The sequence below is a fragment of the Amycolatopsis sp. NPDC051102 genome, assembly GCF_040682815.1.
Classification (GTDB): Bacteria; Actinomycetota; Actinomycetes; order Mycobacteriales; family Pseudonocardiaceae; genus Amycolatopsis.
The window spans coordinates 1-24083 of sequence record NZ_JBFBBT010000016.1 but is presented as its reverse complement, the minus strand read 5'-3'; the positions used below and the strand labels follow the sequence as shown (position 1 = coordinate 24083).

19 protein-coding genes are annotated in these 24083 nt (G+C 71.2%); 9 read left to right on the top strand and 10 right to left on the bottom strand.

All coding sequences use genetic code 11. The features are described 5' to 3' along the window. Positions 1-11: 11 nt before the first annotated feature. The 3 genes from AB0M93_RS33635 to AB0M93_RS33625 are packed head-to-tail and all read left to right on the top strand — an operon-like array spanning position 12 to position 5674. Positions 12-2693, top strand: a complete 2682-nt coding sequence (locus tag AB0M93_RS33635) for an RICIN domain-containing protein (protein ID WP_364281119.1) — start codon at positions 12-14, stop codon at positions 2691-2693. Positions 2694-2750: 57 nt separating this feature from the next. Then, positions 2751-4970, top strand: a complete 2220-nt coding sequence (locus AB0M93_RS33630; protein WP_364281117.1) for a beta-L-arabinofuranosidase domain-containing protein — start codon at positions 2751-2753, stop codon at positions 4968-4970. Between the two features lie 50 nt (positions 4971-5020). Beyond that, on the top strand, positions 5021-5674 hold the full coding sequence (locus AB0M93_RS33625; RefSeq protein WP_364281114.1) for a dihydrofolate reductase family protein: 654 nt from the start codon (positions 5021-5023) through the stop codon (positions 5672-5674). On the opposite strand, the gene AB0M93_RS33620 is transcribed toward AB0M93_RS33625, so the two are convergent. Together AB0M93_RS33620 and AB0M93_RS33615 are read right to left on the bottom strand one after the other, a co-directional pair. Continuing rightward, a complete protein-coding gene (locus tag AB0M93_RS33620; protein WP_364281111.1) occupies positions 5648-6712 on the bottom strand; it encodes a P1 family peptidase in 1065 nt (354 codons plus the stop codon). The two genes, AB0M93_RS33625 and AB0M93_RS33620, sit on opposite strands and share 27 nt — an antisense overlap. Beyond that, on the bottom strand, positions 6709-7311 hold the full coding sequence (locus AB0M93_RS33615; RefSeq protein ID WP_364281109.1) for a TetR/AcrR family transcriptional regulator: 603 nt from the start codon (positions 7309-7311) through the stop codon (positions 6709-6711). Before AB0M93_RS33615 ends, AB0M93_RS33620 begins: the two co-directional genes overlap by 4 nt. Positions 7312-7431: 120 nt before the next feature. On the opposite strand from AB0M93_RS33615, the gene AB0M93_RS33610 reads away from it, so the two are divergent. After that, positions 7432-8847: an APC family permease gene (locus AB0M93_RS33610; RefSeq protein WP_364281106.1), complete on the top strand. Its 1416-nt coding sequence runs from the start codon at positions 7432-7434 to the stop codon at positions 8845-8847. Here the strand turns inward: AB0M93_RS33610 and AB0M93_RS33605 are convergent. From AB0M93_RS33605 to AB0M93_RS33595, 3 genes are all read right to left on the bottom strand, one after another. After that, on the bottom strand, positions 8841-9392 hold the full coding sequence (locus AB0M93_RS33605; protein ID WP_364281104.1) for a snapalysin family zinc-dependent metalloprotease: 552 nt from the start codon (positions 9390-9392) through the stop codon (positions 8841-8843). The genes AB0M93_RS33610 and AB0M93_RS33605 overlap by 7 nt on opposite strands. 151 nt (positions 9393-9543) lie before the next feature. Next, entirely contained in the window at positions 9544-10101 is a 558-nt protein-coding gene (locus AB0M93_RS33600; RefSeq protein ID WP_364281101.1) for a TetR family transcriptional regulator, read from the bottom strand. Between the two features lies 1 nt (position 10102). Then, on the bottom strand, positions 10103-11587 hold the full coding sequence (locus AB0M93_RS33595; RefSeq protein WP_364281098.1) for an MFS transporter: 1485 nt from the start codon (positions 11585-11587) through the stop codon (positions 10103-10105). An 84-nt stretch (positions 11588-11671) separates the two neighbouring features. Between AB0M93_RS33595 and AB0M93_RS33590 the strand changes: the two genes are divergently transcribed. Further along, positions 11672-11902 (top strand): hypothetical protein, encoded by a 231-nt coding sequence (locus tag AB0M93_RS33590; RefSeq protein WP_364281096.1) that lies wholly within the window; start codon positions 11672-11674, stop codon positions 11900-11902. 186 nt (positions 11903-12088) lie between these two features. Here AB0M93_RS33590 and AB0M93_RS33585 read toward each other — a convergent pair whose 3' ends face one another. Next, a complete protein-coding gene (locus AB0M93_RS33585; protein WP_364281093.1) occupies positions 12089-13261 on the bottom strand; it encodes an ROK family protein in 1173 nt (390 codons plus the stop codon). A 137-nt stretch (positions 13262-13398) separates the two neighbouring features. Between AB0M93_RS33585 and AB0M93_RS33580 the strand changes: the two genes are divergently transcribed. The 3 genes from AB0M93_RS33580 to AB0M93_RS33570 are packed head-to-tail and all read left to right on the top strand — an operon-like array spanning position 13399 to position 18526. Continuing rightward, on the top strand, positions 13399-14823 hold the full coding sequence (locus AB0M93_RS33580; RefSeq protein WP_364281091.1) for an APC family permease: 1425 nt from the start codon (positions 13399-13401) through the stop codon (positions 14821-14823). Continuing rightward, on the top strand, positions 14820-17639 hold the full coding sequence (locus tag AB0M93_RS33575; protein WP_364281088.1) for a beta-mannosidase: 2820 nt from the start codon (positions 14820-14822) through the stop codon (positions 17637-17639). The genes AB0M93_RS33580 and AB0M93_RS33575 overlap by 4 nt, the downstream gene beginning before the upstream one ends. Next, positions 17636-18526 carry an ROK family protein gene (locus AB0M93_RS33570; RefSeq protein WP_364281085.1) on the top strand — a complete coding sequence of 297 codons (891 nt, stop codon included), beginning with the start codon at positions 17636-17638 and terminating at the stop codon, positions 18524-18526. The genes AB0M93_RS33575 and AB0M93_RS33570 overlap by 4 nt, the downstream gene beginning before the upstream one ends. A gap of 55 nt (positions 18527-18581) precedes the next feature. On the opposite strand, the gene AB0M93_RS33565 is transcribed toward AB0M93_RS33570, so the two are convergent. Continuing rightward, a complete protein-coding gene (locus AB0M93_RS33565; protein ID WP_364281082.1) occupies positions 18582-19790 on the bottom strand; it encodes an MFS transporter in 1209 nt (402 codons plus the stop codon). A gap of 129 nt (positions 19791-19919) precedes the next feature. Here AB0M93_RS33565 and AB0M93_RS33560 point away from each other — a divergent pair, with 129 nt between their 5' ends. Then, positions 19920-20306: a hypothetical protein gene (locus tag AB0M93_RS33560; RefSeq protein WP_364281079.1), complete on the top strand. Its 387-nt coding sequence runs from the start codon at positions 19920-19922 to the stop codon at positions 20304-20306. Positions 20307-20310: 4 nt separating this feature from the next. On the opposite strand, the gene AB0M93_RS33555 is transcribed toward AB0M93_RS33560, so the two are convergent. The 3 genes from AB0M93_RS33555 to AB0M93_RS33545 form a co-directional block, all read right to left on the bottom strand. Continuing rightward, positions 20311-21306, bottom strand: a complete 996-nt coding sequence (locus AB0M93_RS33555) for a LacI family DNA-binding transcriptional regulator (protein WP_364281076.1) — start codon at positions 21304-21306, stop codon at positions 20311-20313. A 48-nt stretch (positions 21307-21354) separates the two neighbouring features. Next, on the bottom strand, positions 21355-22347 hold the full coding sequence (locus AB0M93_RS33550) for a hypothetical protein (protein ID WP_364281073.1): 993 nt from the start codon (positions 22345-22347) through the stop codon (positions 21355-21357). Further along, the coding region (locus AB0M93_RS33545; protein ID WP_364281070.1) for a hypothetical protein at positions 22344-24083 on the bottom strand (1740 nt) is incomplete at its 5' end. The genes AB0M93_RS33545 and AB0M93_RS33550, both read right to left, overlap by 4 nt.

Here is a 24083-nt window from a genome sequence, read left to right as displayed (position 1 = left end):
GGGAGAACCCGATGAGACGTCCGGTATTGCTCACCGCCGCCACCCTCGTGGCCGGCATGGCCGTGGTGGCCCCGGCCCGCGCCGCGGCCACGTTCACCAGCACGATGGTCAACTCCGCGAGTGGCCAGTGCGCCACCGTCCCCAACGGCGACAGCGCCGTCCAGCTCACCCAGACGGCCTGCACCTCCGGTGCCGCGCAGTCGTACACGTTCACCCCCGTCTCGGGGGACGCCTACACCATCGGCACGTTCACCTCGGGCAGCTGCGTCGACATCTACGGCGCGTCCACCGCGGACAACGCCGCGGTGATCCAGTACGCCTGCCACGGGGAAAGCAACCAGCAGTTCCGGCTGCAGCCGGCCGGAACCACCACGTTCAACGTCGTGGCGGTCAGCTCGGGCAAGTGCATCACCCCGGCGGGCGGCGCGCTCGTCCAGCTGCCGTGTTCGAGCGCGAGCGCTTGGCGGGTGCCGGGGTACACGCCCGGCACGTCCGACACCTACCAGGGCATCCCGAACCTCGCGCCGAACGCGTGCAAGAACTCCGGGCTGCCGCGGTCGTACGGCACGAACTTCCAGACGCCGGACGACCCGTACGGCCAGGGCTTCCAGAACACGACGGCGATCGGCTGGGACGGCAACTACTGGCCGGTCTTCAGCTACCTGTCCGGGTCGTTCTTCGCCCGCGGCGTGAACACGACGTACAACGGCCTCTGCGCTGGCATGTACTCGTTCAGCGCCTACACCTACGGCGGCAATCCGGGCGCGCAGTCGGTGCAGTGGACCGAGGACAACGGCTACCTGCCGGCGATGACGACGTCCCGGACCGCCGGCAACGTCGGGATCACCATCAAGAACTTCGCCGACAAGGTCACCATCAACGGTTCCGCGGTCATGCTCGTCTACACACGGGTCTCGATCAAGAACAACGGTTCCGGCCCGGTGACGGTTCCGCCGGGTGGTTCCGGCCCGGGTCTCGTCCGGCTCACTTCGTCCTCATTGGACACCGTGGCGGCCGGGCAGACCAGCAACCACGACTTCGTGGTGGCGGTGGACAACTTCGGCAGTGGCGTCGCCCTGCCGACCGGCTCCACGCTGTCGTCGAACGCGCCGAACTTCGACACCGCCTACGGCCAGATGACGGCGTACTGGAACTCGCGGCTGGCCGAGACGAACACCTTCAGCCTGCCGAACACGAATCTGCCCAACACCGGCGGCCTGGCGAACCCGGGCACGGCGATGGCCAACGCGTACAAGGCCGGCACGATCTACAACCTGATCATGCAGGTCGGCAAGGCGCAGTTCTCCGGCGCGAACAACTACAACTGGATCCTCAACCACGACGTCCCCGGCGAGCTGACGGCCAAGTTCGAGACCGGCGACTTCCGGGACGCGCGGAACCTGCTGCTCACCGCGCGGATCGCTCAGCAGGACAACTGGGACGAGGTGGGCGCCAACTGGTACTGGGACGGCGTCTGGAAGACGATGGGTGCGTGGGCGACGTACCTGGCGAAGACGAACGACACTACGTTCGTCAGCCAGTACTTCAACGACACCGGCTCCTGGGGACCCAGCCTCCGCACCATCGCCCGGGTGAAGTACCCCGCCCAGCTCGCCTCGGACGGGACGTTGCAGACCAACTTCGACAACGACTCCACCGGGCGCTGGCTGTTCAGCAACTTCTCGGCGTTGCAGATGCTGGCGTCCTACAAGTACATCGCGACCAAGATCGGCCAGACCGCCGAAGCGACGTGGGCGAACACCGCCTACACCTCGCTGCTGACCGCGTTGAACACCGTCGTGGGCCGCAACCAGTCCGCGAACGGCTTCAGCTACCTGCCCTGTGAGGTCGACAAGCCCAACAGCGCCAACCGCTGCAGCACCTTCAACGACGCCAACTGGGCCTCACCCGGCTGGGTCGGGCAGAACCAGTGGTCGACGCTGCTGTCCGGCGGCACGCTGACCGGCATCATGGGCGACCCCGGCCAGATCGACCGGATGTACCAGTGGGGCTTCAACCGGCTGTCGGCCAACGGCTACCCGTTCCCGACGTTCGGGGCGTTCAACGGGTACTCGACGGCGTACAACACGTCGTACTCCTCCGACGGGCTCTACTCGAACAACTACCGCGACCTGCCGATCACCAGCTACGCCTGGCAGCTCAAGACCACCACCGGCGGCCCGAACGCGTGGTGGGAGGCCAACGGCAGCGGGCCGAGCCCGGCGAACCCGTGGATCGGCAGCCACGCCGGCCCGCAGTTCGGCGCGTGCCCGTACGCGTGGCCGATCGCCGGGCAGCAGCAGGGCCTGCTGGAGTCGCTGGTGGCCGAAGGACTGGCGTCGAGCGGTTCCGGGCCGTACACGTTCACGCGGCCGCTCTACATCGGCCGCGGTGTGCCGAACGCCTGGGTCACGCCCGGCCAGACGGTCTCCGTCGGCAACCTGACCAGCACCTACGACGTGGCCTCGGGCAGCCGGTCCACCTACGGGGTCTCCCTCGCGGTGAGCGGCTCGAGCGGCGCCCGCGTCGTCACGGTGACGACGTCGGGCACGCTGCCCGGCGGCGCGGTCCTCATCCAGCTGCCGGTGTTCCTCTCCACCGGCGTGAACTCCGTCAGCGGCGGCAGCTACGACGCCGCCACGCACACGGTCACCGCGAGCGCGACCACGGTGACCATCACCCTCGCGAGCTGAACCTCCCCGGGGTGCGCCGCGCGGGCGGCGCACCCCGCCCCAGCGAAAGGCTCGATGATGCGCGAACCCACCTTCGACCGCCGCCTGCTGCTCAAGGCCGTGGGCGCCCTCTCCGCGAGCGCCGCCCTGGCCCCGTCGCTGGCCGGCCCCGCCGCCGCGGCGACCCGGCCCGACATCGGCGTCTCGGTCTTCCCGTTCCCGCTGGGCGCGGTGCGGCTGCAGGCCGGGCCGTTCCTCGACAACACGAACCGGCAGCTGGCCTACTTCCGGTTCGTCGACCCCGACCGCCTGCTGCACACGTTCCGGCTCAACGCCGGGCTCGTCAGCTCGGCCCAGCCCTGCGGCGGCTGGGAAAGCCCCACCACGGAACTGCGCGGGCACTCGACGGGGCACCTGCTGTCCGGGCTGGCCCAGGCGTACGCCAACACCGGCGACACCACGTACAAGACCAAGGGCGACTACCTGGTCAGCGCGCTCGCCGCGTGCCAGGCCGCGTCGCCGGGACGCGGCTTCCACCCCGGCTACCTCTCGGCGTTCCCGGAGAACTTCTTCGACCGGCTGGAGAGCGGCCAGTCGGTCTGGGCGCCCTACTACACGCTGCACAAGATCATGGCCGGACTGCTCGACCAGTACCTCCTCGCGGGCAACCAGCAGGCCCTCGACGTCCTGCTGCGCAAGGCGGCCTGGACGAAGGCCCGCACGGATCCGCTGTCCACCACGCAGATGCAGGCTGCCCTGCGCACGGAGTTCGGCGGGATGCCCGAGGTCCTGACGAACCTCTACCAGGTGACCGGCGACGCGAACCACCTCACCACGGCCCAGCGGTTCGACCACGCCCAGATCCTCGACCCGCTCGCGGCGAACCAGGACCGGCTCGCGGGGTTCCACGCCAACACCCAGATCCCGAAGATCCTCGGCGCGATCCGCGAGTACCACGCCACGGGCACGACCCGCTACCGCGACATCGCGGTCAACTTCTGGCGGATCGTGCTCGACCACCACACGTACGTGATCGGCGGCAACTCCGACGGTGAGTACTTCCAGACGCCCGACGCCATCGCGAGCCAGCTGTCGGACACCACGTGCGAAGTCTGCAACACCTACAACATGCTCAAGCTGACCCGGCAGCTGTTCTTCACCGACCCGGCGCCCGAGTACATGGACTACTACGAGCTCGCGCTGTTCAACCAGATCCTCGGCGAACAGGATCCGAATTCGAGCCACGGGTTCGTCACGTACTACACGCCGATGCGCGCGGGCGGCATCAAGACCTACGCCAACGACTACGACGACTTCACCTGCGACCACGGCACCGGCATGGAGTCGCAGACGAAGTTCGCCGACAGCATCTACTTCTTCGCCGGTGAGACGCTGTACGTCAACCTGTTCGTGGCGTCGGTGCTGACCTGGCCGGGCCGCGGGATCACCGTCCGGCAGGACACGGCGTTCCCGGCGTCGTCCGGGACGAAGCTGACGATCGGCGGGTCCGGGCACATCGCGCTGAAGATCCGGATCCCTCGCTGGACTTCGGCCGCGGTGGTGAAGGTCAACGGCGTCGCGCAGGGCAGTCCGGCACCGGGGTCGTACTTCACGATCGACCGGACGTGGGCGGCCGGCGACGTGGTCGACGTGTCGCTCCCGGCGTCGCTGACGTTCCCGCGGGCCAACGACGACCCGGGTGTCGGCGCGGTGAAGTACGGCGCGATCGTGCTCGCGGGCCAGTACGGCTCGACGAACCTGAGCGCGCTGCCGACGTTGCAGCCGGGCACCCTGACCCAGGATCCCGCGAACCCGCTGCGGTTCACCGGGACGGCGAGCACGGGCGCGGTCACCCTGCAGCCGTTCTACGCCACGCACCACCAGCGGTACACGGTGTACTGGCGGATGGGAAGCACGCCGCCGGCCGGGACGTCGTACGAGGCGGAGGCGGCCACTCTGGCCGGTCAGGCCGCGGTGCGGAGTTCGTCCGGTGCTTCGGGTGGCGCTCTGGTCGGTTACGTGGGCGGCGGTTCGGCGAATTACCTGCAGTTCAGCGGCGTCAACGCGACCGCGGGCGCGCATCCGGTGACGATCTATTACGCCTCCGGTGAGGCCCGTTCCCTGACGATCAGCGTCAACGGCGGTGCCGCGATCTCGGTCGCCACGCCGAGCACGGGCGGCTGGGACACGGTCGGCTCGGTGCAGGTGTCGCTGACGCTCGCCGCGGGCGCGAACACGATCCGGCTCGGCAATCCGTCCGGCTGGGCGCCGGACCTCGACCGCATCGTGGTCGGCTGACGGGCCGGCCTGGCATGGACGGCATACGGCGGCTGCTCCATGCTGGGGGCATGACCACAGGCAAGGGCAAGGTGACCTGCGATCTCACGATCTCGGTCGACGGGTACTCGGCCGGGCTCGGCCAGACCGAGCAGCGGCCGTTCGGTGACGACGGTGGCGACGGCTGGGGTGACAAGCTGCACGCCTGGTTCGCCGAAGGTCCCGCGGAGCACCCGGACGAGTTCGCCCGGATGATGACGGCGAAGGCGTTCATCATGGGGCGCAACATGTTCGGCCCGGTGCGTGGCGAGTGGGACCGGCCGTGGAAGGGGTGGTGGGGCGACAACCCGCCCTACCACGCCCCGGTCTTCGTGCTCACCCACCACCCGCGCGATCCGCAGCCGATGGACGGCGGCACCACGTTCCACTTCGTCACCGACGGGATCGAAGCCGCGATGGAACGCGCACGCGACGCCGCCGGCGACGGTGACATCTCCGTCCACGGCGGCGCGACCACCGTCAACCAGTACCTCGCCGCCGGCCTGATCGACGAGATGCGGCTGCACGTCGTGCCGCTCGTGCTCGGCGCCGGCACGCGGCTGTTCGACGGCGTCCCGCCCCTGGACGTCGAGCAGGTGGAGTCGCGAGCGGCCAGGTCGGTCACGCACCTGACCTATCGCGTGCGGCCGGCGGGAGCGTCAGCCGAGCCAGGGGGGCAGCGGTAGCCCGGGGACCCGGCGGCCCCGGTGGCCGGTCGTCTCGCGGCCGGCCACCAGGGCGTTGAGCACCGCTTCTTCCACCGCCTGCACCACCGCCTCGAAGAACGGGTCGATGCGGCCCCACGGGACGAACCGCAGGCTCTCGTACGCGGCCTCGGCGGTGCGGGGGAACGTGCTGGTCAGCGCGCCCGGGTTCGCCGTGCTGAAGGCGAGGAAGAGGTCGCCGGAGAAGTGCGAGCCCGTCGTGCCCGTGCGGGCGAGGCCCAGCGGGACGCGGCGGGCGAGCGCCGTGCACTGGCCCGGCAGCAGGGGCGCGTCCGTGCCCACGACGACGATCACCGAGCCCGCGCCGGCCGGGGCCGCCGCCCAGTCCTCCATCGGGTTGTCCGCCGCGAGCCGGGCGCCCACGGCGTCACCGGCGACGGTGAGCTCGCGGCGGCTGCCGAAGTTGGCCTGCACCAGCACGCCCACGGTGTACTCGTCGGAGCCGTGGGCGACGATCCGGGACGCCGTGCCGGTGCCGCCCTTGAAGCCGTAGCAGGTCATCCCGGTGCCGCCGCCGACCGAACCCTCGGCGACCGGACCCGGCCGGGCGGCGTCGATCGCCGCCACCGCGTGTCCACTGTGGACTGTCGAGGCGTTGATGTCGTTGAGGTACCCGTCCCACGTCTCGGCGACCACGGGCAGCAGCCACTCCGCCGCCACGTCGGGGCGCTCGCGCACCACCCAGTCGATGACGCCGCGGTGGCACGGCCCCACGGCGTGGGTGTTGGTGATCAGCACCGGCAGGGTCAGCGACCCGGTCTCGGCGAGCCACGCCGTGCCGGTCATCTCGCCGTTGCCGTTGAGCGAAGACGTCCCGGCGGCGCACGGCACGGCGAAGCCCTCGCGGCCGCGGGGGAGGATCGCGGTGACGCCGGTGCGCACCGACTCGCCCTCGGTGAGCGTCGTGTACCCGACTTCGACGCCGGGCACGTCGGTGAGCGCGTTGTGCGTGCCGGGCCGGCCGGGCAGCGCGATGCCCAGGTCGCGGGCACGGGTCATGACGGGTCCTCCAGGGTGCAGGCGGTGCGGGCGTAGGACAGCAGCATCGCTTCGGCGGTGGCCGGCTCCAGCGTTGGCACGGCCTGGGTGAGGTGCAGGCCGTAGCCGTCTTCGAGGGCCACGAGGTTCCGGGCGATCGCGACCGCGTCGGCGGTCAGGGTGAACTCGCCGGTCGCGGCGCCGGCCTCGAGGATCCCGGTGTAGATCCGCACCTGCCGCTCGTACAGCGCGATGTGCCGGGCGGCGTAGGCGGGGTCGCGGCGGGCGATCGTGCCGAGTTCGTAGAGCAGCACGCACAGTTCGTCGTCCGGGCCGGTCGGCAGCCCGCTGCGGATGGTGGCGAGCAGCCGCTCGGCCGGGGTGCCGCCGCGGGCGGCCTCCTCCCGCTGGGTGCAGAAGCGTTCGACGGCTTCGCGCTGCACCTCCTGCAGCAGCTCGCCCAGGGTGGGGAAGTAGTAGAGCACCGAACCCGACGACAGCCCTGCGCCGTCGGCGATGTCCCGCAGCTTCAGGTTGAGGACCCCGCGCTCGACGACGGCGCGCCGGGCCACCGCGATCAGCTCGGCCCGCCGCTCGGGGGCCCTGCTCGGTCGTGCCATGCCGAGCATTCTTCGAAGGATCTTCGAGAAAAGCAAGTACTTGACTTCCGTGCTCGACGGGCCTTTGATCCGTGGTCACCTGGTTTATCGAAGGAGCTTCAAAGAACTGGAGGCCCGATCGTGACCACCCCTGCGCTCCGCCGCGGCCTGCGGACCGTCGGCACCCTGCTCATCACGCTGTCGGCGATCAGTCCCGCGTCGTCGGTGTTCATCATCGCGCCGGGGGTGCTCACCGGCGCCGGCACCGGCGCGTTCCTGAGCTTCGCGGCCGCCGCGGTCGTCGGCGTCTTCATGGCGTTCGTCTACGCGGAGCTCGCCTCGGCGTTCCCGGTGGCCGGCGGCGAGTACGCGATCGTCGCGCGCACCCTCGGCCGGCTGCCCGGCTTCGCCGTGCTCGGCCTGATGATCATCACGCAGGTGCTGATCGTGGCCGTGATCGCCCTGGGCGTCGGCACCTACCTGGGGGTGCTGTGGCCGGGCCTGCCCGGCCCGGCGGTCGCCGCGGCGACGTGCGTGCTGGCCGCCGTGGTCGGCGTGTTCGACATCAAGCTGAACGCCTGGGTCACCGGGATCTTCCTGGCGATCGAGATCCTCGCGCTGGTCGTGGTGAGCGCGCTCGGCCTGCTGCACCCGGCCCGGCCGCTCACCGACCTGCTGGTCCACCCGGTGGCCGCGGACGGCGGCCCGGCGAGCGTCGGCGCCATCGCGATCGCGGTCGCCGTGGCGATGTTCGCCTACAACGGCTACGGCTCGGCGGTCTACTTCGGCGAGGAGACCCAGGACGCGCCCCGCGGCATCGCGCGCGCGATCCTGCTCGCCCTGGCCATCACCGTGGTCGCCGAACTCGTCCCGGTGACGGCGGTCCTGGTGGGTGCGCCCGACCTCGGCCGGCTGTTCGGCGCGGAGAACATGCTGTCGGAGTTCGTTTCCGCCCGCGGCGGCGGCACGCTGGACACGGTGCTCAGCCTCGCGGTGGCGCTGGCGATCGTGAACGCCGTGCTGGCGATCGTGCTGATCAGTTCCCGGCTGGTGTTCAGCAGCGGCCGCGACCGCGCCTGGCCGGGTGCGGTCAACCGGGCGCTGGCGGTGGTCCACCCGCGCTTCGGGACGCCGTGGGTGGCCACGGCCGGCACCGGGATCGTCGCGGCGCTGCTCTGCTTCGTCGACCCGGAACTGCTGCTCGTGGTCACCAGCACGTCGATCGTGGTGGTGTACGCGGCGCTGTGCCTCGGCGCCGTCAACGGCCGCCGCACGGGCGCGACGGCGCACGCGAAGTACCGGATGCCGTGGTTCCCGGTGCCGCCGCTGCTCGCGCTGGCCGTGCTGGTGTTCGTGGTGTACCAGAACCTGCTGGACCCGGCGGTGGGCCGGCCGAGCCTGCTCGTCACGGCGGCCGTCATCGTGCTGGCGGCGGCGTACTACGGGGTGGTCCTGCGCCGCCGCGGCGGCTGGCAGCTCGCCGAAGACGTCGTGGCCGAAGACGGCCCGGCGCGCGCCGGTGACCCGGGGGCCACCGGCGCGCGGACCGATCAGTAGCCGTAGACCGTCTGGAAGACGCGCTGGTCGCTGGTGGCGACCAGGCCGTTGGCCCACAGCTGGTTCACCCGCGAACGCTCGGTCGCGTTCGGGTAGGCGTTGGTGCAGGACGGGCCGGGGCCGCCACCCGACATCAGCTCCGAGCACGGGCCCGAGTAGTGGTCGGGCAGCCCGAGGGCGTGCCCGGTCTCGTGCGCCGCGATGCGGGTCGGGTTGTACTGGCGGGCCTGGGTGTAGTCGATGAAGATGGTGCCGCTGCCGTGCCCGTTGGTCGAGGCGTAGGACCCGCGGGGGTCGTTGCCCTCGGTGTAGCGCAGGCTCGCACCGGAGTTGCGCTCGACCAACCGGACGTTGGTGACGCTGTTGTTCCAGTTGGCGGCACCGGCGTTGATCACCGAGCGGAACGACGGTGCGCTGGCGGTGCTGTAGTAGACCGTGGTGACCGCGGCCTCCTGGTCGGTGGCCGCCGACGCGGTCCCCGCGGCGAGCGGGGTCATGGTCAGGGCGAGCGCGACGGCGCCGGCCAGGGCGAACTTCCTCGACATCGGAAGACTCCTCGTGGGGACGGGGATTTGCCGGATTTGCGCGCGCTGTCGAAAATTTACCCGGATGTCGCGACGGCGGGAGCCGACTAACGTAGGGTCGGCAAGTGGTGATTTACCAACACTTCCGACGGGTTGACAACCGGCTGCGACGTCATCCGGCCCGCGTCAGGGCGAGCAGCTGCTGTTCGAGCCGCCGCGCGGCCGCCACGTCGATGCCGACGCCCCACAGCGGGGCCGTGCTCGCGCCGTCGGCCGCGGCGACCACCAGGGTCACGACGTCACCGGGCAGGCCGTCGTCGTGGAGTTCGCGCTCCCACTGCCCGGCGTCCGCGCGGGCGAGCTCGGCGACCTCCGGGATCGACATCAGCTGGGCGATCAGGGCGATGTTCTCGCGGATGGCCGCCTCGTCCTGCGACGTGTCCAGCGACGCCCGGACGTAGGCGCGCGTCAGCCGTCCCGGTGCGGTGTCGGCCGGGTCGAGCGCCGCCTGCACCTCGGTGCGGAAGGCGTCCAGGATGTCCTGCGCGAGCGTGCGCACGAGCGCGTCCTTGGCGGGGAAGTGGTAGAGCAGCCCGCCTTTCGACACGCCGGCTTCGCGGGCGATGTCGTCGAGCGACGCCGAGATCCCCCGGGTGCGGATCACCCTCGCGGCGGCGTCGAGCAGCGCCCGGCGGGTTTCCTCCGGGCTGCGCCCGGCTTTGCGCGGCATGTCAGTCCTTTCCGGACGGAATGGTACGCCAGGCGATGACCGCGGCGACGGCGGTGACCGCGGCCGCCACGAGCGCCGTCACCTGCATGGCGCCGGTGAAGGCCTCCTGGGCGGCCTGGACGATCCCCGGGTCGCCGGCGAGCACCGCGCCGGCGAGGGAGTCGCGGACCTCGGCGGGGAGCGGTCCCGCCGGCAGGAAGGCGCGGTAGACCAGGGTGACGACCGAGCCGAGGATCGCGATGCCCAGCGCCGCCCCGAGTTCGTAGGCGGTCTCGGAGATCGCCGATGCCGAACCGGCCTTGTCCCGCGGGACGGCCGACAGCACCGAGTCGACGGTCAGCGTCAGCGCCAGCCCGACGCCGAGCCCGACCGGCACCAGGGTCAGGCCCAGCCACCAGTACTGCGCCGCCTGTTCGGCGAGGGCGACGAGCGCGAGCCCGGCGGCGGCCACGGCGAGCCCGGCCGCGACGGCGCGGCCCCGCCCGAGCCGGGCGACGACCACGCCGACGGCGGCCACGACGACGATCGAGGCGAGCGTCGCCGGCATTTCCGCGAACCCGGCCTGCAGCGGCGAGAAGCCGCGGACGAGCTGCAGGTACTGCGAGAAGAAGAACAGCAGCCCCATCAGGGCGAAGACGGCGATGAAGTTGGCGAGGACAGCGCCGCTGAAGGCGCCGTTGCGGAACAGCGTGACGTCGATCAGCGGAGTCTCCGCCCGCCGCTGCCGCCGGAGGAACAGGACACCCGAGACCGCCCCGATCCCGGCCGCGACGGCGACCTGCGCGTCGAGGCCGGCGCTCACGGCGTGCTTGACCGCGTAGACCAGCGGCACGATCGCGGCGAGCGAAAGCCCGGCCGAGAGCAGGTCGAACCGGCCCGGCGCCGGATCGCGCGATTCGGGCAGCAGCCACGCGCCCGCGATCAGGAAGACCACGACGACCGGCACGTTGATCAGGAACACCGAGCCCCACCAGTAGTGCTCCAGCAGCACCCCGCCGACGAGCGGGCCCAGCGCGATCCCGCCGCCGGACCCGGCCGACCAGATCGCGATGGCGCGGGTCCGCTCGCGCGGGTCGGCGAAGAGCGTCCGGATCAGCGACAGCGTCGACGGCATGATCGTCGCCCCGGCGACGCCGAGCAGCAGCCGCGCGAGGATCAGCACGCCGGCGGTGGGGGAGAAGGCGGCGAGCACTGAGGCCAGCCCGAAGGCGGCGGTGCCGAGCAGCAGCACCTTCTTGCGCCCGAACCGGTCGGCGAGGTTCCCGGCGGTGACGAGCAGGCCGGCGAGGGCGAGGGAGTAGACGTCGCCGATCCACAGGATCTCGGTGGCGGTCGGCGCGAGCTCCCGGGTGAGCGACGGCACGGCGAGGTAGAGCACGGTGCCGTCGATCGCGAGCAGGAGGACGGCCCCGACGAGCACGCCCAGCGCAGCCCAGCGGCGGCGCGGGCTCAACGGCCGGACGGAGGCGGGCTGCGTGGTGATCATGCCGGTTACTATACCGTCTGGACGGTACAGTAACGCTGGTGAGGCCGGTCACGGGTAAGCTGGAGGAAGCGGAAAGGGGCGCACGTGACGGCGGAAGAACTGATCATCGAGTTCTCGCTGATCCGCCTCGACCACCCGGAGCTCGACTTCGAGGAGATCGCGGCACTGGTGGTCCGCCGGGGCGGCGCGGAACGGGAGCTGGAGTTCGCCTCCCGCAACCTGGCGGACCGCGGCGAGCTGCGCGGCCCGGCCTTCCGCACGGCGGTCGAGTACGTCCTGCGGGTGGTGCTGACCCTGCGGGGCCCCTCGGACTAGCGGGCGCCGGCCGGACCGCGCCGAGCCGCGGCGGGTGCCGTGGACCCGTTCGCTCCGGCCGCGCCGGCGCCGGGCACCGCGCGTCCGCTCCACCCTGCCGGGCGTGGCCGCTGCGAGTCGTCGTGAGTGGTAAGGCGCGTTCTAACCCGCCTTACCGGTCACGACAGCCGGCTCGGTTGCCGCCGCTCAGGTGCCGGCCGCTGCGTGGCGCAGGCCGCGGCGGTCGAACACCAGGTCCCGGGCCGTGCCCAGGGCCGTGGCGATCGCTCCCGCGAGGACCGCGTCCTCGCCCAGCTGGCCGGCCACGATGTCCGGGACCGCCGGGATCGTCGCCGCCAGGGCGCGTCGCATCGGGGCGGCCAGGAGGTCCGTGTTCCCGCCGATTCCGCCGCCCAGCACGATCAGGCGCGGGTCCAGGACCGCCGTCACCGCCGAGACCACGTACGCCAGCTTCTCCGCTTCCTCCTCGACCACCCGCAACGCCCGCTCGTCGCCCGCGCGGGCCAGGCGGAACACGTCCTTCGCCGACTTCGCCTTCGTCAGTCCCGCGGCCCGGGCCGCGTCGACCACCGCCTGGCCCGCCGCCGCCGACTCCACCGGGCCCGGGCGGCGGGGAGCCGCTCCGGAGGGCATCGGGCCGTACGGCAGGTCCGCGATCTCGCCCGCCGCGCCGTGGGCGCCGCGAAACAGCCTGCCCTCCACCAGCAGGCCCATGCCGATCCCGGTGCCGACCGTCAGGCACACCAGCACGTCGACGCCGAGCGCCGCGCCGAGGGCGTGCTCGCCCACCGCGCACAGGTTCGCGTCGTTCTCCACCACGACGTCCGAGCCCGCCAGCGCCAGCGCCGACGCCAGCTCGTGCAGTACCCCGCGGCGTTCCCAGCCTGGCAGGTTGGGCGCGCGGTGCACCGTGCCGGTCGCCGGGTCGGGGACGCCCGGCGTGCCCACCACCGTCGACACGACCTCGTGCGGCCTGAGCCCGGCCGAAGCCACCGCGCGTTCGACGGATCCGCTCACCGTGCGGACCAGCGCGCTCGCCGACCGGCACCGGTTGGGCTCGTCGAGCCGCGCGACGATGCTGCCTTCGAGATCCGCCACGGCCACGCGGATCACGCGCCGGCCGATGTCGACGCCGACGACGTGCCCGGCGTCCGGCGCGGCCTGGTAGACCACCGCCGCGCGGCCGGGCCCCGCCAGGCTGCGCCCGGTGGTCCGGACCAGCCCGTGCTGTTCGAGGTCCAGCAGCGCCTGGCCCACCGTGGGTTTCGACAGCCCGGTGCCGGCCGCGATCTGCGGCCGGGTTGCTTCGCCCTGGCGCCGCAGCCGGTCGAGGACGACCCGCTGGTTCAGCGCCCGCATGTGCGCCGGGGTTCCGACCGGTGGCCCGTTTTGCCCCACACGTCCTCCTGAGTTGCCGCAACTTTACCGGCGGAACCCTTTCGACCCCGCGCGTTCTATGTTAAGAAACTTTACTAACTACTAGCCGGAGGCACGTCGTGAGTTCACCCACTCGATCCGGGGAACCGCCCGCCCTTGAGCGCCGGATCGGCCCGCTGCAGGCCACCGCGATCAACATGACCCAGATGTGCGGGATCGGCCCGTTCGTCACGATCCCCACGATGGTCGCCACCATGGGCGGCCCGCAGGCGATGTTCGGCTGGATCATCGGGGCGATCGTCGCGCTGGCCGACGGGCTCATCTGGGCCGAACTCGGCGCCGCCATGCCGGGCGCCGGCGGCACGTACCTCTACCTGCGCGAAGCGTTCCAGTACCGCACCGGACGCCTGATGCCGTTCCTGTTCGTGTGGAGCGCGGTGCTGTTCATCCCGCTGATCATGTCGACCGGCATCATCGGGCTCGTCCAGTACCTCGGTTACCTGATCCCCGGTGTCACCGACGACGCGGGCACGACCCCGCTGGGCAAGATCATCGGCGTCGGCATCACGCTGCTGATCATCCTGGCGCTGTTCCGGAAGATCGGCCAGATCTCCAAACTCACGACGGTGCTGTTCGTGGTCATGCTCGTCGCCGTGCTGACCACGATCGTCGCGGCGTTCTCGCACTTCAGCGCGGCCCAGGCGTTCGCCTTCACGCCGGGCGCGTTCAGCTTCGGTGGCCAAGGCGCGTTCTGGACCGGCCTCGGCGCCGGCCTGATCATCGCCATCTACGACTACCTCGGCTACAACACCTCCGCCTACCTCGGCGGCGAAGTGCGGGAGCCGGGCCGCACACTGCCCCGCTCGATCATCTTCTCGATCCTCGGCATCATGGGCCTGTACTTCCTGCTGCAGGTCGGCGTGCTCGGCTCGATCCCGCTGGAGCAGCTGAAGACGGCCAAGTCGGTCGCGTCCTCGGTGCTGGAACAGGTCTGGGGCACCGGCGTCGCCAAGTCGATCACCGTGCTGATCGTGATCGCGGCGATCGCGTCCGTCTTCGCCGGGCTGCTCGGCGGCTCGCGCGTGCCGTTCGAAGCCGCGCGCGACAAGGTGTTCCTGCCGGTGTTCGGCAAGCTGCACCCGAAGCTGCACCTGCCCACCGCGGGCGTGCTCGCCATGGGCGCCATCACGATCGTCGGCTCGCTGTTCACCCTGACCGAGGTGATCAACGCAGCGGTCGCGACCCTGGTCCTCATCCAGTCGCTGGCCCAGGTCGCCGCGATCGTCGTGCTCCGCCGCCGGCAGCCCAACCTGCGGCGGCCGTACCGGCAGTGGCTCTACCCGGTGCCGACGATCATCGCGCTCGTCGGCTGGGTCTACATCTACAAATCGGCCGACTGGCTGTCCATCTGGCTGTCGCTCGGCTGGATCGCCATCGGCGCGCTCGCCTACCTCGGCTACGCCAAGGCCGAGCACACCTGGCCGTTCGGGCCCAAGGAGATCAAGGAAGCGTTCGCCACCGAACCGGAAGGGGTTCAGGCATGACCCGGAACCTCGCGGTCTTCGCCGCGCTGCTCCTCGTCCCCGGCGTGGTCAGCGTGGCCGGGCCCGCCGCCGCGCAGGACACCCACGCCGTCGCGAAGCCGCACGGGTTCAGCACGGTCGGCCTGCAGGGCTGGCAGGTCCTCACCACCGCGCAGGTCAAGGACGGCGGCGAGAAGGTCTCCACGCCCGGGTACGCCACCCGCGGCTGGCTGCCGGTGAAGCCGGACGACGCCGGCGCGCCCGGCACCGAGATCAACGCCCTGGTGCAGAACGGCAAGTGCCCGGACGTCTTCTACTCGGACAACATGCGCAAGTGCTTCGGGTACGTGGACAAGCTCGGCCCGGTCGTCACGAAGCCGTTCTCCGACCCGTGGTGGTACCGCACCGACTTCACCCCGGACATCCGGCCGGGGCAGCACGCGAAGCTGACCATCCCCGGCATCGTCGGCGAGGGCGACGTCTGGGTGAACGGCACGCTCGTCGCCACGAAGGACGTCGTCAGCGGCGCGTTCGCCGGGCACACCTTCGACGTCTCGAAGCTGGTGAAGCCGGGGCGCAACACCCTGGCGATCAAGGTCTACCCGAACAACCCGCTGAAGATGTACACCCTGGACCAGGTCGACTGGAGCCAGATCCCGCCGGACAACGACACCGGCATCCAGTTCCCGCCGACCCTGCAGGTCTCCGACGCCCTCACCGGCGACAACGCGCACGTCGTGCAGGACAACGCGGCCGACCTGTCCAGCTCGAAGCTGACGGTGAAGGTGGACGTCACCAACGACGCGGCCGCGCCGCGGACCGGCGACGTCGCCGCGACGATCACCCCGCCGTCGGGCGCGCCGATCGTCGTCAAGCAGCGCGTGACGATCCCGGCGAACACCAAGCGGACCATCACCTTCGCGCCGGTGCGGATCGCCAAGCCGCAGGTGTGGTGGCCGTACTCGATGGGTGACCAGCCGCTGTACACGCTGAGCACCGCGGTCTCGCAGGACGGCGTGCTGTCGACGTCGTCGAAGAGCACCTTCGGCATCCGCACGGTGACCTCCCGCCTGGTCGGGAAGTCGGCGGCGCTGCCGGAAGGCGCACGGCAGTTCACGATCAACGGCAGGGACTTCGTGTTCCGCGGCGGCGGCTTCGCGCCGGACCTGTTCCTGCGCTACGACTCCGCCGACACCGCGCACCAGATCGCGCTGATCAAGAACCTGGGCCTGTCCGGCGTCCGCCTCGAAGGCCACGACATGCCGCAGGACTTCTACGACCAGGCCGACCGCGCCGGCCTGCTGGTCATCGGCGGCTTCCTCTGCTGTGACGCCTGGCAGCCGGACACCGCCGAGCAGCTGGGCGAGCGCGACCTGCGGATCATCCACGACTCGTCGGTGAGCATCGCGCAGCGCGAACGCAACCACCCCAGCGTGTTCAACTACGGCTGGAGCGACAACGAGCCGTTCCCGAACCAGGAGCACGCCGTCCTCACCGCCTTCGAGCAGGAGGACTTCCAGGTCCCGGTGATCGCCTCGGCGGAGTACAAGAGCACGCCGACGCTGGGCAATTCGGGCGAGAAGGAAGGCCCGTACGACTGGGTGCCGCCGTCGTACTGGTACGACAGCTCGCACTTCGACGCTTCCGACGACAGCCGCACCAACGCCGGCGGCGCGTGGGGCTTCGCGAGCGAGCAGAGCGCCGGGCACACGGTGCCGACGCTCGACTCGATCAAGCGGTTCCTCTCGCCCGCCGAGCAGGCGAAGCTGTGGCAGGACCCGGCGTACAACCAGTACCACGCGAACTTCGAGCCGGACCACGGCGGTTACGCGTTCGGCACGCTGTACACGCTGGACCAGTCCATACTGCAGCGGTACGGGAAGTGGACCTCGCTCAAGTCCTATGTGGACCTGGCGAACATCGCGAACTACGAGAACACCCGCTCGCAGTTCGAGGCGTTCCTGCACCACTCGACGGACAAGGACAACCCGTCGACCGGCGTCGTCTACTGGCAGCTGAACAAGGGCTGGCCGACGCTGCTGTGGTCGCTCTACAACGACGACGGCGACCAGGCCGGCGCGTTCTTCGGGGCCAAGAAGGCCAACAAGCCGCTGCACGCGCTCTACGGCTACGACAACGGATCCGTGACGCTGGACAACCTCGGCGCCACCACGCAGTCCGGGCTCTCGGTGCAGGCGCGCGTCATCGACACGGCGGGCAAGGTCCTGGACGACCAGACCGCGTCCGGGCTTTCGCTGGGCAGCCAGGGCGTGCGCACCGGAGTGCTGAAGCCGAAGGTGCCGGCCGAGACCAAGGCGCCCGCCCCGGCGCAGGCCTACTTCGTCGAACTGCAGGTGAAGCAGGGCGGGAAGGTCGTGGACCGCAACGTCTACTGGCTGTCGACGCAGAAGGACGTCGTCGACTGGGCCAAGACGCTCGGCAACCCGCAGGCGACGCTGTCGCAGTACAGCAACCTGCAGGCGCTGCAGACCTTGCCGAAGTCGCAGATCGGCGTGGTGGCCTCGACGTGCCCGAGCGGTGCCGGCCTGGTGACCACGGTGACCGTCACCAACACCTCGAAGACGCCGGGCGCGGCGTTCTTCCTGCGGGCCGACGTCCGCCGCGGGACGCCGGACGGCCGCGAGGCGCCGGGGGACAACCAGCTCGCGAACGCGACCTGGGACGACAACGACATCACGCTGTGGCCGGGCCAGTCGCAGACGCTGACCGTCACCTACCAGGCGGCCGACCTGCGCGGGGCGGCTCCGGTGATCAGCGTCGACGGCTTCAACACCGGCCGGGTCGTGGTGCGGGGGACGGGAGGGACGCACGCGTGACAGAGGAACGGATTCTCGGGATCGACTTCGGCGGCACGAAGGTGGCGCTGGGGCTCGCCGGCCGCGACGGCACCCTGCTGGCGACGCGCCGGCTGGACACCGACGCGCAGGCGGGGGCCGAGCAGGTGGTGGTGCGCGCGCTCGCCGCGGCCAGGGCCCTCCTGGCCGACGAGGGTGCGGTGCCCGCGTGCATCGGCGTCGTGAGCCCGGGGATCGTGCTGCCGGACCGCATCCTGCTCGCGCCGAACGTGCCGGGCTGGGAACAGCTGCACCTGGCCGAGCTGGTGGCCGCGGAGTTCCCCGGTGTGTCGATCGCGGTGGGCACGGACGCGAAGGCGGCGGCGCTGGCGGAATGGCGCTGGGGCGCGCTGGAGGGCGCGGACCCGGCGGTGTTCCTCTCCCTGGGCACCGGCATCGCCGCGGCGGTGCTGATCGGCGGCCGGGTGCTGACCGGCGCCAACGGAGCTGCCGGCGAGATCGGGTACAACCTGCTCTCGCCGCAGGACACCGAGGGTTTCGCGAGCGGAGCGGCGCCGCTCGAGGAAGCCGTCGGTGGGCGTGGGCTGGGCGGCCGGGCGAGTGATCTGCTCGGCCGCCCGGTCACCGCCGGGGAACTGTTCGCGCTGGCCAAGGAGAACGTCGAGGCGAAGGAGCTGGTGACGGCGGCGCTCGACGAGCTGTCGATGCACGTGGCCAACCTGGCGATCGCGCTCGACCCGCAGCGCATCGCCGTCGGCGGCGGCCTGGTGCGCTCGGCGGACGTGCTGCTCCCGGCGCTGGCGGACCGCCTGGCGCACGCGGTGCCGTTCCCGCCCCGGCTGGTGGCGGCCCGCTTCGACCAGGACGCGGCGCTGCTGGGCGCGGTGGCGCTGGCCCTGGGCGGGTAGGACGTCCGGGTGGTGTGCCGGTGCCCCGACCCGGCACACCACCCGGCTTCAGCGGTCAGACGCGGGCCGCGGCGGCCTCTTCGGCGCGCCGGAAGGCCGCGGGCGACAGGGTGAACCAGACCAGCACCGAGCTGACGGCCTGGATGCCCGCGCCCAGCACCCAGACCGCGCGCAGGCCCCAGTGCGCCGCGACCAGGCCGCCGGTCAGCGCACCCAGCGGGGTCAGGCCCCAGGCCAGCGCCCGGTGGCTGGTGAGGACCCGGCCCAGCAGCGGCGCCGGCGTGAAGCGCTGGCGGCTGGACTGCGAGCAGACGTTCCAGATGAGCACGGTCGCCGTCAGGGACACCAGCACCACGCCCACCAGCGGCGGCCACGGCGGGACGACCGCGATCAGCAGCTGCGTCACCACGCCGAAGCTCTGCGCGAACCGCATCGACCACGAGTAGCCGAGCCGGTCCACCACCCGCTGCACCACGAACGACGACGCGACCCAGCCGACGGCGAGGCAGGCCAGCAGCAGCCCGTAGCCGACCGGGCCGACGTGCAGGACCTGCGTCGCGTAGAGCACGAACATCGCGTTGCCGGCGCTGGCGGCGAAGGAGCCGAGGGCGACGTTGATCGTGATCGACCGCAGCAGCGGCGTCCGCACCAGGTGCCGCAACCCGCCGGAGAGGTCGCGCAGCGGGTGCGTCGTCGCCGCCACGACCGACTGCGACGGGATCCGGCGGGCGAGCAGCATTGCGAGCAGCGCACAGGCGGCGGCCAGCCAGGCCGGTGCCCCGGCACCCACCGCGATCAGGAACCCGGTCAGCGGCGGCACGACGAACCGTACGACCCCCTGGTCGATCACCGTGAGCCGCGCGTTGGCGTGGGCGAGCTGATCCGGTCCGACCAGTTCCGGGACGAGCGCACCGCTGGCGCCGTCCCCGAGCACCCGCGCCGAGGTGATGACGAAGGCGACCACCAGCAGCACGGGCAGGCTGAGCACTTCGGCGGAGGCGACGGCGGCGAGCACCACGGCGGCCCCGGCCAGCACGGCGTAGGCCCAGGCCAGCACGGCGGTCCGGCGCACCCGGTCGATGAGCACCCCGGCGAACAGGGACAGCAGCAGCCACGGCGCTTCCCCGACGACGTTGATCAGCGACACCTCGCGCGGATCGGTGGTCACGGACACGGCCAGCAGCGGGATCGCGGCCAGGAGCAGGCCTTCGGCGGACGAACCGGACACCGCGACGGCCTGCAGCCGCACCCACCTGGACGCCATGATCCCGAGCTTGCCGAACCGGCCGGTGGATCCCAACCGATTTACCGGCGGGTGGAGGCCAGAAGTTCCGGAGCGCCCCCGTAACGCTCCGGAGCGAATCCGAGCCTCATCACCCGTGGCTCGCCCGGTGTGGCGGCCTTACTCCGAAGGGAAGAAGTTGCGAAGCGACGAAAGCCGGTCGATCCGACGGCCCAGGCGGCGCGCATCACCCGCCGCGGAACGCTGATCACCGCCCTTGCCACGGTCATCGCCGCGTTGATCGCCGGGGTGTTCGCGGCCTGCAAGGTCGGCAACGAGCAGGGCGTGGCCGATGCCCCGCCCCGGACGGTGACCGTCACAGCCACCGCGCCCGGGCACGGTGCCCCGCCCGCTTCGACCGGCGCCGCGCAGGCGAGCGCCGGGTGCCCCAAAGCAGTGGCCGACGACAAGCAGGCCCCCGGTGGCGAGGTCGTGCTGTCCGCCGGCAGCCAGTTCTGCCTGCGGACCTCCGAAGGCAAGCTGTTCGCCAGGGCCTGAGCCGTCAGCGGCGCACCCGGGTCGATTCGCGGACGACCAGCTCCGGGGTGAACACCACGGCCTGCCGTTCCGGTTTCGTGTCCGACGTCTCGGCCAGGAGCAGTTCCGCCGCCGTGCGGCCGAGGCGGCGGGCGGGCTGGCGGACCGACGTCAGCGGGACCGCCGCCGCGCCCGCGAACTCGATGTCGTCGTAGCCGACGATCGCCATCTCCTCCGGGACGCGGACACCCGCGCCGACCATCGCCTGCAGCACGCCCAGTGCCAGCAGGTCGTTCGCGCAGAACACCGCCGTCGGGCGGGGGCTCGTGCCGAGCAGGCGCGCGCCGGCGTCGCGGCCGGAGGTGACGTCGAGGCCGATCGCCTCCAGCACCGTCAGCTCCGCCGCCGAGCCGGCCAGCGCGGCGCGGAGGCCCTGCTCGCGGTCGCGGCACTGGGCGAGGATGGCGGGGCCGTTGACGAACGCGATCCGCCGGTGGCCGGTCTCCAGCAGGTGCCGGCCGGCGAGGGTGCCGCCGGCGACGTCGTCGACCGACACCGAACTCCCCTCCGACGCCGGGACCTTGCGGTCGACGAAGACGTACGGCGTGCCGGTGCGCCGGAAGGTCCGCAGCGCTTCGCCGGACGTCGCCACGGGGCTCAGCAGCACGCCGCGGACCCGCTGCTCGGCGAACATCGCGAGGTACGACGCCTCCAGCTCGGACCGCTGGCTGCTGTTGCAGGTGACGATGTTGAGGCCCTCGGCGTGCGCGGCCTGCTCGGCACCGCGGGCGACGTCGACGAAGAACGGGTTGCCGAGATCGAGCACGAGCAGGCCCAGCACGCGGCTGCGGCCCGCGCGCAGCTGCCGCGCCGACTCGTCGCGGACGTACCCCAGCTCCTCGATCACCGACAGCACGCGGCTGCGGGTGGCCGCCGCGACCACGTGCGGCCGGTTGACCACATTGGACACCGTGCCGATCGAGACGCCGGCCCGTTTCGCGACGTCCTTGATGCCGACCACGGAACCCCCTCGCTGAGAGGCCGTGAGCCTATCATGATCTGAAACGTTTCAGCCGCCCGGCGACACGCCGTTGTCCCGGCCCCCTGGCGGCGGCGGTGTCCCGGTGAACGTGAGCTGGCGCGCCTCGTCGGTCCCCGAGATCACCCGGTTGATCGACACCTTGAGCCACTCCAGCGTGACCCGGACCTGGTCGTCGATCTGCCAGCGGTCCAGCGCGTCGGACTCGAGCAGGTTGTTGACGAAGTCGAACACCTGCTTGCGGTGGGTGTCGCGTTCCTTGACGAGCGCCTCGACGACCGGCGCCACCTGCTGCGGGTTCTGTGCCAGCTGGAGCGCGAACTGGTCGATGTCGCCGCCCTCGATGAGCGTTTTGAACGCCTGCACCTCGGAGGCGAGCCGCAGGTTGTGCTCGGCCTGCTTGTCCATGCGCAGGCGCACGAGCACCTTCGTCCACAGCCCGTGCTCCGCCTCGAGCCACCCCGGCCGGAAGCGCTCGGCCGCCGCCTTTTCCGCGGAGACGACGTCGCCGATCTGCAGCGACCGCGTCTCCTGCCGCAGCCCTTCGAGCAGCTGCGGCACGAGGATCGGCCGGACGTCGGTGATGCCGCCGCGCACCACCCGTTCCGGGTCGACGACCCGCCACTGCACGTCGACGGCCGCCCGGAAGACGAAGGCGTCCCCGGCACTCGGCAACGTGACACCCAAGGTCAGGCGGCGCAACGACAGGTCCACGTCGTACTGGCTGCGGAAGCCGCCCCACAGCATCTGCAGCACACTCGGCTGCTTGCCGTCCCGGAAGGTGGTCATGGCCCCGTTCTTGTGCACGAAGACCGTGGCCGTCCACGGCCGCGCCGGCGCCCGCCGGACGAGGAAGTCCAGCCGGCCGACCCGGTACGCGCCGAGGACCGGCCGGCAGCTGGACGGCTCGACGGTCCGGACCTCCTCCTCCGTCGTCTCTTCCTGTTTCGCGTCTTCGCGCCAGTTCGGGTCCGGCGCGGGCGGCGGCTGCGGAGGTTCGTCGGGCTTCTTCTCGTCACTCATGCCGGCAGATACCTTTCTTGTCGGGCGTGCACGGCGTCGATCAACCGGGCCGCGACCGCGGGCCGCAGCGGATCGGCCCAGTCCGCCTGGAGCCGGTCGATCAGGTGCTTCAGCCGGAGCCGGTCGCTTTCGGTGTCGACGACGTAGGGGAGGAACCGGGCCAGCGTTTCGAGGCATTCGTCATCGTGTTCGGTGATGCGGATCCACTTGCCGAGCAGGTTCTTCGCCGTGTACCCGCCGATCCGGGCTCGCAGCGACTGCCGGAGCAGGTCGGCGATCGGCTCGGTGAGCTCGGGCTGCTGCCACTGCAGGGTGAGCAGCAACGGCCACTTCTGCGCCGCGGACGGAAGCTCGGGCCCTTCGTTGCCGAGGGAGATGTGCAGGTAGTCGAGTTCGAACCCGTAGAGATCGGTCAGCTGGTCGATTGCGTTCAGCGCGAGCCGGCGGAGGCTGCTGCGCTCGCTCCGAATCCACCGGCCGAGATGGTCGAGCACCGGGTCGATTTCGCCGAACGCCAGCAGTTTGGCGATGCTGAAGCCGGCGGCCCAGACGAGGCTCTCGTCGAAGCCCCCGACCGTCGGCCGTTCCGCCGGGGTCCCGATGATGCGCAGCTCGTTCAGCGTTTCCGTGATGTAGCGTCCGCCGAGGGTGAAACCCTGTGCGGCGGCGGCCGTCCAGCGCGCCGCGTAACTATGGGACCGGCACCAGTGGTGCAGCATCCGCCGGATCGCCGGCCGGAGGGCGTCGTTCTGGGCCGCCTGATCCAGCGCGATGGCCGCCGACATACGGCGCTGCCAAGAGTTTTTCTTCGTAGGGGTGGTGGTGGCGCTGGAGGCGATCATCTTGGTGTACCCGTAGGCGAAGTCGCGACCGCAGAGGTACCCGGTGGCCTGGGCGGCGCGAACCCACACTAGGTGCCGGGGATCTTTGCTGAGCTTGGTCAGCCACCAGGTGATGGCTACCCGCATGCGGTGGTGCTTGTCCCAGACGTGGTTGAGCACCGCACTCGGGTACCGCTCATCGTGGAAGATCAGCAGGTGCATTGGAACCAGCTCCTGACCGAAGGCGGTAGACCCGAGGATCAGCTTCGCCCGCAGGGCCGGGAGGCGATGGTCCTGGTCGTCGGTGAACAGGGATGTCCGCCGGACTCCGGTGGCTCCGGTCGCCGCGATGAGACGGCCGGCCAGCCGTCCGGCCGCCTCCGCGACGATGTGGTACGGCGACTTGTTCAGCACCGCCAAGGCGATCCGAAACGCGGCTAACCGCAGGGCCTCGTCGCGGTCTTCCCCCGAAGGCATGGCCTCGATACCGGCGAACCATTCCGCAACCTGGAAGGACACGCCCAGGGTGGCTTCCCGCTCGACGTCGACCCGGGTGTTTCGCCCTCGCGCATGCTCGGCCAGCAGCGCCGCCATCCGCACGGATTCGATGGGACGCGGGGCCGGCCCCAGCGCCTTCGTCACCCAGTCCACCGCCAGGAGCTCGGACATCCGGTCCTCGAAGTCGTCCAGGTCGTCGGTGCGGGCCTCGTGGTCTGCGTGCTTCTTCAGCAGGCCCGCGGCGTCCGGCGCGGTGTAGTCGCAGGCGTAGCCGCCGAAGACATCGGAGGGCCGCGGATCGGTCTCGGCGACCAGGACGCAGTAAGAGGTCAGTTCAGAATGAGCTGGCGTGTCGGCTTCGGTTGCAGGGTCGGATGTTCCAGCATTGCAGGATGCGTGAGCAGGTCTTGACCGACG